The sequence below is a fragment of the Stenotrophomonas sp. genome, assembly GCF_031995405.1.
Classification (GTDB): domain Bacteria; phylum Pseudomonadota; class Gammaproteobacteria; order Xanthomonadales; family Xanthomonadaceae; genus Stenotrophomonas.
Genome location: NZ_DAMAGC010000013.1, coordinates 34,366 through 44,688, shown reverse-complemented (window position 1 = coordinate 44,688; position 10,323 = coordinate 34,366). Strand labels below are relative to the sequence as shown.

At 67.5% G+C, this 10,323-nt stretch carries 9 protein-coding genes; 3 read left to right on the top strand and 6 right to left on the bottom strand.

All coding sequences use genetic code 11. The features are described from left to right. Window positions 1-24: 24 nt before the first annotated feature. Together RTO53_RS03895 and RTO53_RS03890 are read right to left on the bottom strand one after the other, a co-directional pair. Window positions 25-249 carry a CstA-like transporter-associated (seleno)protein gene (locus RTO53_RS03895; RefSeq protein WP_256775765.1) on the bottom strand — a complete coding sequence of 75 codons (225 nt, stop codon included), beginning with the start codon at window positions 247-249 and terminating at the stop codon, window positions 25-27. Next, window positions 249-2,330, bottom strand: a complete 2,082-nt coding sequence (locus RTO53_RS03890) for a carbon starvation CstA family protein (RefSeq protein WP_312236567.1) — start codon at window positions 2,328-2,330, stop codon at window positions 249-251. Before RTO53_RS03890 ends, RTO53_RS03895 begins: the two co-directional genes overlap by 1 nt. 262 nt (window positions 2,331-2,592) lie before the next feature. On the opposite strand from RTO53_RS03890, the gene RTO53_RS03885 reads away from it, so the two are divergent. After that, window positions 2,593-3,444, top strand: a complete 852-nt coding sequence (locus tag RTO53_RS03885) for a pirin family protein (protein WP_312236566.1) — start codon at window positions 2,593-2,595, stop codon at window positions 3,442-3,444. 185 nt (window positions 3,445-3,629) lie between these two features. Here RTO53_RS03885 and RTO53_RS03880 read toward each other — a convergent pair whose 3' ends face one another. The 4 genes from RTO53_RS03880 to RTO53_RS03865 all read right to left on the bottom strand — a co-directional run bounded on the left by RTO53_RS03880 (window position 3,630) and on the right by RTO53_RS03865 (window position 8,474). After that, window positions 3,630-4,091: a hypothetical protein gene (locus RTO53_RS03880; RefSeq protein WP_312236565.1), complete on the bottom strand. Its 462-nt coding sequence runs from the start codon at window positions 4,089-4,091 to the stop codon at window positions 3,630-3,632. Window positions 4,092-4,323: 232 nt separating this feature from the next. Beyond that, window positions 4,324-5,046, bottom strand: coding sequence for an aquaporin Z (gene aqpZ / locus RTO53_RS03875; RefSeq protein WP_312236564.1), 723 nt, complete (start codon window positions 5,044-5,046; stop codon window positions 4,324-4,326). A 103-nt stretch (window positions 5,047-5,149) separates the two neighbouring features. Further along, a complete protein-coding gene (locus tag RTO53_RS03870) occupies window positions 5,150-6,013 on the bottom strand; it encodes a pirin family protein (protein ID WP_312236563.1) in 864 nt (287 codons plus the stop codon). 397 nt (window positions 6,014-6,410) lie between these two features. Continuing rightward, on the bottom strand, window positions 6,411-8,474 hold the full coding sequence (locus tag RTO53_RS03865) for a 3-hydroxyacyl-CoA dehydrogenase NAD-binding domain-containing protein (protein ID WP_312236562.1): 2,064 nt from the start codon (window positions 8,472-8,474) through the stop codon (window positions 6,411-6,413). Between the two features lie 238 nt (window positions 8,475-8,712). On the opposite strand from RTO53_RS03865, the gene rpoE reads away from it, so the two are divergent. Continuing rightward, window positions 8,713-9,333: an RNA polymerase sigma factor RpoE gene (gene rpoE / locus RTO53_RS03860; RefSeq protein ID WP_256775837.1), complete on the top strand. Its 621-nt coding sequence runs from the start codon at window positions 8,713-8,715 to the stop codon at window positions 9,331-9,333. An 8-nt stretch (window positions 9,334-9,341) separates the two neighbouring features. Beyond that, window positions 9,342-10,235, top strand: a complete 894-nt coding sequence (locus RTO53_RS03855; RefSeq protein WP_312236561.1) for a sigma-E factor negative regulatory protein — start codon at window positions 9,342-9,344, stop codon at window positions 10,233-10,235. Window positions 10,236-10,323 lie beyond the last annotated feature (88 nt).

The following is a 10,323-nucleotide window of genomic DNA, read 5'->3' as shown; positions in this document are numbered from 1 at the left end:
CCTTGCCTTCACCGCGCATCGCCCTCAACAGCAGCGGCCACCGTTCCTGCCCCCGTAACGCGCCTCCTGGCGCTCGCGGAAGAAGGTCTTGTAGTCCATCGGCACGCGGTCGGGATGATTCTCCAGGACGTGGCGCACGTAGTTGTCGTAGTCGGGGATGCCGCAGCACAGACGTGCGGTCTGCACCAGGCGCCGCCACAGCCGGCGGTGCGCCTGGTACTGACCAACGGGAACCAGTTCGGTACTCATCACAGGTCCGCCATCTGGTGCGGCTGCAGCGCCACGTACGGGGTTTCCTTGTCACTGCGCTGCGGAGTGCGTCGCGCCTGCACGATGGTCTTGATCGCATAGAACAGGATCGAGAACACCACGAACAGGAACAGCACGGTCAGGCTGGTGTTGACGTAGGCGTTGACCACGATCTGGTGCATCTGGTCCAGGCTCTTGGCCGGCGCGGTGATCGTGCCGGTGGCGATCGCGTCCTGGAACTTGTGCGCCTGGGCCAGGAAGCCCTGGGCCGGGTTCTTGTCGAAGATCTTGATCAGGCCCGCGTAGGTGGTGCAGATCAGCAGCCACACCGCCGGCACGCCGGTCACCCAGGCAAAGCGATCACGCTTCATCTTGAACAGCACCACGGTTCCGAGCATCAGCGCGATGCCGGCCAGCATCTGGTTGGAGATGCCGAACAGCGGCCACAAGGTCTGGATGCCGCCGAAGGGATCCTTGACGCCGGTGTACAGCAGGTAGCCCCACAGCGCCACGCAGCCGGCGGTGGCGATGATGTTCGCCGTCCACGACTCGGTCTTCTTCAGCGCCGGCACGAAGTTGCCCAGCAGGTCCTGCAGCATGAAGCGACCGGCACGGGTACCGGCATCGACCGCGGTCAGGATGAACAGTGCTTCGAACAGGATCGCGAAGTGGTACCAGAACGCCATCATCGCGTTGCTGCCGCTGGGAATGGCTTGGTGCAGGATCTGGGCGATACCCACCGCCAGCGTCGGTGCGCCACCGGCACGGTGCAGGATGGTCGGCTCGCCGATCGCCAGCGCGGTGGCTTCCAGCTGCTCGGGCGTGATCGCAAAGCCCCAGGTGGTGGAGATGTAGTGCGCGGCCGATACCGCGTCCGGACCGATCACCGCCGCCGGGCTGTTCATGGCGAAGTAGATGCCCGGATCGATGATCGAGGCGGCCACCAGTGCCATCACCGCGACGAAGGATTCCATCAGCATGCCGCCGTAGCCGATGTAGCGCATGTGGCGCTCATTGGCCAGCAGCTTGGGCGTGGTGCCCGAGGCGATCAGTGCATGGAAGCCGGACACGGCGCCGCAGGCGATGGTGATGAACAGGAACGGGAACATGCCGCCCTTCCACACCGGGCCGTCGCCGCTGGCCGCGAACTGGGTCAGCGCCGGCATCTTCAGTTCCGGCATCACGATCAGGATGCCGATCGCCAGCGCCACGATGGTGCCGATCTTGAGGAAGGTGGACAGATAGTCGCGCGGTGCCAGCAGCAGCCACACCGGCAGCACCGAGGCGACGAAGCCGTAGCCGATCAGCATCCAGGTGATCTGGATGCCGGTGAAGGTGAAGGCCGGGCCCCACACCGGATCGGCGGCGACCTTGCCGCCGAACCAGATCGCGGCCAGCAGCAGGATCAGCCCGACCACCGAGATCTCGCCGATCTTGCCGGGCCGGATGTAGCGCATGTACACGCCCATCATGATCGCGATGGGCATCGTCGCAATCACCGTGAACATGCCCCACGGACTCTCGGCCAGCGCCTTGACCACCACCATCGCCAGCACCGCCAGGATGATGATCATGATCAGGAACGCGCCGAACAGCGCGATGGTGCCGGGCACCTGGCCCATTTCCTCGCGCACCAGGTCACCCAGCGAGCGCCCGTTGCGGCGGCTGGAGATGAACAGGACCATGAAGTCCTGCACCGCCCCCGCCAGCACCACGCCGACCACCAGCCACAGCAGACCGGGCAGGTAGCCCATCTGTGCGGCGAGCACCGGACCGACCAGCGGACCGGCACCGGCGATGGCGGCGAAGTGGTGGCCGAACAGCACGTGCTTGTTGGTCGGGACATAGTCCAGGCCATCGTTGTTGAGCACCGCCGGGGTGGCCCGGGTCGGGTCGAGCTGCATCACCTTGTCGGCGATGAACAGGCTGTAGAAGCGGTAGGCGATCAGGTAGATCGACACCGCGGCGACCACGATCCACAACGCGTTGATCTGTTCGCCACGGCGCAGTGCGACCACGCCCAGACAGAACGCACCGAGCAGCGCGAGCGCTGCCCAGCCGAGCTTGGAAAAACCTTTCATGAGATTGCGTCTCCCTGGAGATCGTCGTAAGAGTCTGCCCTGGCACCGGCGGGGTCAATGCAAAGGCGGTGGCTTGCTGCTAGTACTTTGGTCGTAGGTCGCAACGTGATCGACGCACCGGCACGGCCATGCACCGGTGCCGCGGCCGGTCTGCACGGCGTGCGAACGCTGCCGCTGGAACAATCGGTTGCGGCCGTGGCGGTTGGCCCCCGGGCCGTGCGCGCCCATCTTGTGGGCTGGAGACCTTCTTGCTGGAGTTCAGATGAGCAGCCCGACCCCCGTGCGCGTGCAGCGCACCATCCGTGGCATGGCCACCTCCGACGGTGCCGGCGTACGCCTGACGCGCGTGATCGGCGGCCCGTCGCTGCCCGACCTGGACCCGTTCCTGCTGCTCGACGAATTCGGCACCGACCGTGCCGAGGATTACATCGCCGGCTTCCCCAGCCACCCGCACCGCGGCTTCGAGACCGTCACCTACATGCTCGACGGACGCATGCGGCACAAGGACAACCACGGCAACGAAGGCCTGCTTACTCCGGGCAGCGTGCAGTGGATGACCGCCGGACGCGGGCTGGTGCATTCGGAGATGCCCGAGCAGGAATCCGGGCAGATGCGCGGCTTCCAGCTGTGGGTGAACCTGCCTGCGCGCGACAAGATGACCGAGCCGAAGTACCAGGAATTCGCGCCCGAGCGCATTCCGGTCGCCACCCCGGCCGCGGGCGTGCAGGTGAAGGTGATTGCCGGGCAGGTCGGCGAGGTGACCGGGCCGATCGTGCAGCCGGCGACCGATCCGGTCTACCTGGACATCACCCTGGCCGCAGACGCGCGCTGGGACTACACGCTGCCCGAAGGGCACAACGCGTTCGCCTACGTTTTCGAGGGTGGGTTGACGGTGGGGCAGGGCGAGGATGCGCGTCCCGTGGCGCGTCAGGAACTGGCGGTGCTGGGCGGCGGCGAGCGGCTCCAGCTGCAGGCCGGTGCCGAGGGGGCGCGTTTGATCCTGGTGGCCGGGCGCCCATTGCGTGAACCGGTGGTGCGCCATGGTCCGTTCGTGATGAACACCCGGCAGGAACTGATGCAGGCCTTCGTCGATTTCCAGGAAGGCCGCTTCTGACGGCACCGACACAAGGGTAGAGCCGAGCGATGCTCGGCTGCTTCCCGTTCCGGTGTAGCCATCGCGTGCAGCGGCAGGGCCGCAGCAGGGCAGGATGACACCACGCGCCGAGCCCGCCTCGGCGCTACGGGTGAAGCTGGAATCGTGGGTGAAGCGCGGGGATGGCGACGTCATCCCCATCCTGCTCAGCGCCCTGCGGCAACCGCGGTCGGCGTCAGGTTCATTCCCTGGGTCAGCGTCTGCAGCGACCCCAGCTCCTGCGCATCTCCGGCATACAGGGAAATCTGCGCGTAGCGGTTCTTGTCGAACTTGACCACCGTGATCCGGCGGTTTTCGTAGCCCGGCGGTTGCTGGCCGCCCAGGTCGGGCTGGTACCAGTACAGCGATTCCCCGGCAAACAGACCCTTTTCCTGGCGCAGCGGACGGCTCAGCGGCAGGTCCGGATTGCGCGCACTGAGTATCAGGCTGAGGACTTCACGACCGTCGCCGGTAATGGCCTTGCACAGCAGGAAATCGGTCTGTGCCTGCTGCTGCCATTTCAGGCCGCTGCTGGCGGGAAGGGACGGACATTCGGTCGGCGACTGGGCCGACGCGGCCGCAGCGGACAACGACAGGCTCAGGCACAGGGCAGCGCGCAGGATGTTCATTGGTTCCCCCAAGGTCGGAATGGCCGCACGTTCGCCTGGCGGACGATTCCGGTGGCCGCAGACATCCCTGGCCGACGTTGCGCATTTCCCCATGCGCGCCCCGGAAGCGTCCATCGCCAGGTGACGGCGTGGTGATCTCGACCTTAACGGAATGTGACTGGATCTACAAATAACCGTGTCAAGTGATACAAAACGGCCGGGGGCCGTACAACCGGTCCCCGGCCGTTGCCGGTCAGCGCGGCTCGGCACCGATCCATTTGTAGGCGATGCCCCCGATCAGACCGCCCAGCAGCGGGGCCACCCAGAACAGCCACAGCTGGCCGAGCGCGCCACTGCCGGCAAACACCGCCACGGCGGTGGAACGCGCCGGATTCACCGAGGTGTTGGTCACCGGGATGCTGATCAGGTGGATCAGGGTCAGCGCCAGCCCGATCGCGATGGGGGCGAAGCCGGCCGGGGCGCGGCCGTGGGTGGCGCCCATGATGACCACCAGGAAGAAGGCGGTGAGCACCACTTCGCACAGGAACGCGGCGGCGACGCTGTAGCCGCCGGGCGACAGGGCGGCGTAGCCGTTGCTGGCGAACGCGCCGGCCTGGCTGCCATCGATGGCGAAGCCGGGCGCGCCGGAGGCGATCTGCAGCAGGATGAAGCCGGCCAGCACGCCGCCCAGGACCTGGGCGACGATGTAGGGCAGCAGGTCGCGGCCGGGGAAGCGGCCGCCGGCCCAGAGGCCGACGCTGACCGCCGGATTGAAGTGCGCGCCGGACACGTGGCCGAACGCGTAGGCACCGGTGAGGACGGTCAGGCCGAAGGCCAGGGCGACACCGAGGAAGCCGATGCCGAGAGGATTGCCATCACCGCCGAATTTGGCCGCCAGCACAGCGCTGCCGCAGCCACCCAAGACCAACCAGAATGTGCCGAGGAACTCCGCGGCCAGACGTTTGCCCATGCTCATCGATCGTTCTCCACCAGATGCCCGGGTCGGGCAGGCAGACCGTAGCTGAATCGCGATTCATCGGGGTGAGCGTGGCGTCAAGGTGCCGACGAACGGTGGGCGGTCAATACGTTGGCAGGGGAATGAATTCCTTGTCGTCGCCGGGAATGCTGCCGAAACGGCCGGCTTCCCAGTCGTGTTTGGCCTGTTCGATGCGTTCCTGCGAGCTGGAGACGAAATTCCACCACAGGTGACGGGGGGCATCGAGCGGTTCGCCGCCCATGAGCATCGCCTTGACCGGGGTCTTGGCACGCAGGCGGCCGCGCGCGTTGTGTTCGGGAATGATCAGGTGCTGGGCGGGCACGTCGATGCCGTCCAGTTGCGCCTCGCCTTCGAGGATGTAAAGCGAGCGTTCGACATGTCCGGTGTCCAGGTCGATCTCCGCGTCCGGGTCCAGGTCGATGGCCACGTTGAGGGTGTCGGCGAAGACCTTCACCGGGGATTCTTCGCCATAGGCGCGGCCGGCGATGATGCGCAGCCAGGCGCCGTCACGGCGCTGCTGGGGCAGGGTGGCGGCGGCATGGTGGTAGAAGGCCGGGTCGGTTTCTTCGGCGCTTCTGGGCAGGGCCAGCCAGGTCTGCATGCCGTGGATGGGGTGGTCGTGTTCGCGTTCCGGCGGCGGGGTGCGTTCGGAATGGGCGATGCCGCGGCCGGCGGTCATCCAGTTGACGTCGCCGGGGCGGATGACCTGGTCCGAGCCGAGGGTGTCGCGGTGGCCGATGGCACCAGACCAGAGGAAGGTGACGGTGGCCAGGCCGATGTGCGGGTGCGGGCGGACGTCGATGCCGGTGCCGGGGGCGAGGATGGCCGGGCCCATCTGGTCGACGAAGACGAACGGGCCGACGCTGCGCGCCTGCAGGGTCGGCACGGCGCGGCGCACCTGCAGGCCGCCGATGTCGTGGACGCGGGGAGCAATGATCGTCGTCATGCGGGCTTTCTCGCTGGCGTGGGCAGGGGTGCAGGATGGCATGCAGGCGGGTGGGCTGTACGCCTCATCAGGGCAACAGGTTGTTGCGATGAAACGCGGGTAGTGCCCAGTGCTGGCGGAAGGCGGAAGCGCCACCTGCCCGTTGGCTGGGCGGGGGCGTGTGGGTGCGCGGGACACGCCGTAAACCCATCCCTGGGGGCTCGCACACGCCATCCATGGCGTGTGACGGTCCCGCGCCCCCACACGCCCCCGCCCTCGACAGTTGGCGGGTCGCCATGGAAAAGCATGGTGCACGGAGCACCTTGGCTGCGAACGTTAAATCCGTTTTGGGGAGAAACCACAAACAACAACGCCACCTTTCGGTGGCGTCGTCATTGCATTTCTATCGGCGGGAAACTCAGATCACCGGCTCGCGCAACACGGCATCGTCCCAGCCCGGGCGCGGTGCGAAGCGATCGCCGTGGCGCTGCTGCAGCACCTTCAGGCGTTCCACCAGCGCGTCGGCACCGGTGGCGCGGATGTACTGGATCGGGCCGCCGCGGAAGGGCGCGAAACCGGTGCCGAAGATCACGCCGGCATCGAGCAGGTCGGCATCGGCGACGACGCCCTCGTGCAGGCACGCCACCGCTTCGTTGAGCAGCGGCAGGATCAGGCGGTCTTCGAGGTCGGCCGGGGCGTCGTAGCCGGACGGCACGTCCGGTTTCTGCGCGCGGCCGTTCTCCCACTTGTAGATGCCCTGGCCATCCTTCTTGCCGCGCTTGCCCTGCTCGACGGTCTGCAACGCGGCCGGAATCTGCAGGCCCAGGAACGGGGCCAGTTCCTTGCCCACGCCGGCGGCGACGTCCAGGCCAACGGTGTCGAGCAGTTCGATCGGGCCCATCGGCATGCCGAACTTCACCGCGGCCTTGTCGATCACCGGGCCGGGAATGCCTTCGGCATACGCGGTGGCGGCTTCGAGCATGTACGGGAACAGCACGCGGTTGACCAGGAAGCCGGGGGTGCCGGCCACCGGCACCGGGAACTTGCCCAGCGCCTTGCAGAACGCGGCCAGGCGGCGCTCGGTTTCCGGCGCCATGCCGTCGTGATGGATGATTTCCACTAGCGGCATCTGCGCGACCGGATTGAAGTAGTGCAGGCCGGCGAACTGCGCCGGACGTTCGATGTGGTCGCGCAGTTCGATCAGCGGGATCGAGGAGGTGTTGGTGGTCAGCAGCGCATCGGCCTTCATCTTCGGCTCCAGCGTCTGGTACAGCGAACGCTTGGCCTGCGGGTCTTCGATGATCGCCTCGATCACCAGGTCGGCCAGCGCGACACCTTCGCCGGCAAGGTCGGCCTTGAGGCGGGCGGCCACGGCCGGGCGCTTGCTGTCGTCCTTCACCTTCTTGGCGAACAGCGCCTGGGCGCGTTCCATCGCCGGATCGATGAAGCGCTGCTCGCGATCCTGCAGGGTCACGTTGAAGCCCTTGAAGGCCGACCACGCGGCGATGTCGCCGCCCATCACGCCGGCACCGACCACGTGTACGTGGCGGATGCCGTGGTCCTTGCCACCGAGTGCCTTGAGGCGTTCGGTGAGGAAGAAGATGCGGATCAGGTTGCGCGCGGTCGGGGTGCTGGCCAGCTTCACCACCGCGCGACGCTCGGCATCCAGGCGGGTCTGGATCGGGCTGCCACCGGTGCGCGCCCAGGTGTTGATCAGCGCGTACGGGGCCGGGTAGTGCTCCTTGCGTGCCTTGCGGGCGACCTGCTTGGCCATCTGCGGGGCCAGCAGCTTGCGCGCCAGCCAGGTATTGGTGGCCCAGGCGGTGGCGCGCTGCTTGAACGGGCGGGTGGTACCGGTCAGTGCGAGTGCCACGGCCGTATCCAGCAGCACCGCCGGGGCCACGACCTTGTCGACCAGGCCGATTCCGCGCGCCGCCGAGGCCGACAGGGTGCGCCCGGTCAACATCATGTCCATCGCCGCGGGTGCGCCCACCAGCTGCGGCAGGCGCGAGCTGCCGCCCCAGCCCGGGAAAATGCCCAGCTGGGTCTCCGGCAGGCCGATGCGGGTGGAGGCATCGTTGGACGCCACGCGGTAACGACAGGCCAGCGCCAGCTCGGTGCCGCCGCCCAGGCAATGGCCGTGGATCGCCGCGACGGTCGGACAGGGCAGCTCGGCCAATTTCTGGTAGGTGCTCTGGCCGCGGCGGATGGCGTCGTTGACGGTGCCGCGTCGGTCGAACTCCTGGAACTCCTTCAGGTCGGCACCGGCGATGAACCCGGCCGGCTTGATCGACTGGATCACCACCGCCTTGGGCGGGTCCATCGCGATGCGTTCGATCAGGTCGCCCAGTTCCAGCAACACGTCCTGGGACATCGCGTTGACGCTGCTGTCCTGGCGGTCGAGGCTGAGCACCACGACACCATCATCACGGATCTGCGGGTGCCAATGTGAGAAGCGAAGCCCATCGAAGCCTGAAAGCATGGGGACGTTCCATCCGGTTGTGTATGGAGAAGGGGGCTATGATCCAGAGGTTGTTTCCTCCCCGTCAAATCCCTATAGCTGGAGGAGGGGAAGGCCCGGATCATTGCCGTGAACGGGAACCTTAACGGAACGGTGGTTAAAAGCTGGTGCGGCGTCGTGTGATCGGTCGCTGAACTTTTCCCGGGATTGGCAGTCTCATTGCTCGACGTTGGTCGGGCTGACAGGAGTGCGGCCCCACATGGCCGAGGTTGAAACACCACAGGAGCTGGACCTGGAGCTGGTCCGGCGCGTGCAGCGCGGCGAGAGTGCGGCCTTCGATGTCCTGGTGCGCAAGTACCAGCATCGGATCATTGCACTGATCGGGCGCTACATCGCCGACTGGAGTGAGTGTCAGGACGTCGCCCAGGACACGTTCGTCCGCGCGTATCGCGCGATCGGCAGTTTCCGTGGCGACGCCCAGTTCTATACCTGGTTGCACCGGATTGCCGTGAACACTGCCAAAAACCACCTTGCTGCCCACAACCGCCGCCCACCCACCGATGACATCGACATTGGCGATGCCGAACAGTTCGACAGCGGCACCCGGCTGCGCGACACCGACACGCCCGAACGGGAGTTGATGCGCCAGGAGCTGGAGCAGACAGTGATGAAGGCGGTATCGGCGCTGCCGGAGGAACTGCGATCGGCCATCACCCTGCGCGAGGTGGACGGGCTGAGCTACGAAGACATCGCGCAGAAGATGGGGTGCCCGATCGGCACCGTGCGCTCGCGGATTTTCCGCGCCCGCGAAGCGATCGACACTGAACTTCGGCCACTGCTGGATGTCGGCAGTGCCACCCGCGAGAAGAGCCGCGTATGAGCCACCACATGAACAACCCTGGATCCACCGGCGCTGCGCCGGACAAACTCGATGACCACAATCGCCAGCAGCTGTCGGCGCTGATCGATGGCGCGCTGTCCGCTGACGAAGCGCGCTTCATGCTGCGCCGGCTCGAGCACGACGACGCCCTGGCCGGCTGCCACGAGCGTTGGCAGTTGCTGGGCGACGTGCTGCGTGGCCAGGCCTGCGCGCCGGCACCGCTGGATTTCGCCGAGCGCGTGCGTGGCGCGGTTGCCGCTGAACCGGCGCCGCTGGCGCCCGCAGCCACCGCGCGTTCCCGTGAAACCCGCCGTGGCTGGCGCCGCTGGGGCGGTGGCGCGGCCTTGGCCGCCTCGGTGGCGGCCGTGGCGATGTTCATGACCCGCGAACAACTGCCCAGCCAGGCCCCGCTGGATCCGCCGACCACCACCATCATTGCCAGCCAGGCCGAACTCCCCAAGGCTGCTCCGGCGACCCCCGCAGCACCGGTGGAAGCGGCCGTGGCGATGGCCGCGGCCCCGGCCGCTGCGGTTGCTGCCGCCAGTCGCCGCCAGGACGTGGCCGCAGCACGCCGGGCCAGCGCCACCCGCACCCAGCAGGTTGCCCGCAGCGCCGCCGCGCGCAGCGCCGAGCCGCAGCGCGCGCTGGCCAGCCAGGCGCCGCTGGCCCCGACCCTGCCGCCCGCTGCCGCCCATGCTACGGCGACGCCCCGCCAGCTGCCGTTCGGTGACGTCGCCAGCCTGCAGGCCAAACCGTGGCCGCGCTCCACCCTGGCCCCGGCCGGCGGTGCACTCAATGCCAGTTTCTCCACGCAGGAGCCGCAGGCCGCGTTCTATCCCTTCGAGCCGCGCCTGCAGGAATCCGAACCGAGCGTGCCGACCCCGCGCAGGCACCGCGACTGAGCGCCACCGCGTTTCCCTCCCCGATCTCCCCTGCGCCCGGCCGTTCGGCCGGAACGCTGTCCTTTTCCCTGCTTACTGACCCGGAGGC

Excerpts from the sequence above, each read along its gene's own strand:
- RTO53_RS03855 (WP_312236561.1), top strand. The coding sequence starts at position 9,342 with ATGAACAACCCTGGATCCACCGGCGCTGCGCCGGACAAACTCGATGAC.
- rpoE (WP_256775837.1), top strand. The coding sequence starts at position 8,713 with ATGGCCGAGGTTGAAACACCACAGGAGCTGGACCTGGAGCTGGTCCGG.
- aqpZ (WP_312236564.1), bottom strand. The coding sequence starts at position 5,046 with ATGAGCATGGGCAAACGTCTGGCCGCGGAGTTCCTCGGCACATTCTGG.
- RTO53_RS03885 (WP_312236566.1), top strand. The coding sequence starts at position 2,593 with ATGAGCAGCCCGACCCCCGTGCGCGTGCAGCGCACCATCCGTGGCATG.
- RTO53_RS03865 (WP_312236562.1), bottom strand. The coding sequence starts at position 8,474 with ATGCTTTCAGGCTTCGATGGGCTTCGCTTCTCACATTGGCACCCGCAG.
- RTO53_RS03880 (WP_312236565.1), bottom strand. The coding sequence starts at position 4,091 with ATGAACATCCTGCGCGCTGCCCTGTGCCTGAGCCTGTCGTTGTCCGCT.
- RTO53_RS03895 (WP_256775765.1), bottom strand. The coding sequence starts at position 249 with ATGAGTACCGAACTGGTTCCCGTTGGTCAGTACCAGGCGCACCGCCGG.
- RTO53_RS03890 (WP_312236567.1), bottom strand. The coding sequence starts at position 2,330 with ATGAAAGGTTTTTCCAAGCTCGGCTGGGCAGCGCTCGCGCTGCTCGGT.
- RTO53_RS03870 (WP_312236563.1), bottom strand. The coding sequence starts at position 6,013 with ATGACGACGATCATTGCTCCCCGCGTCCACGACATCGGCGGCCTGCAG.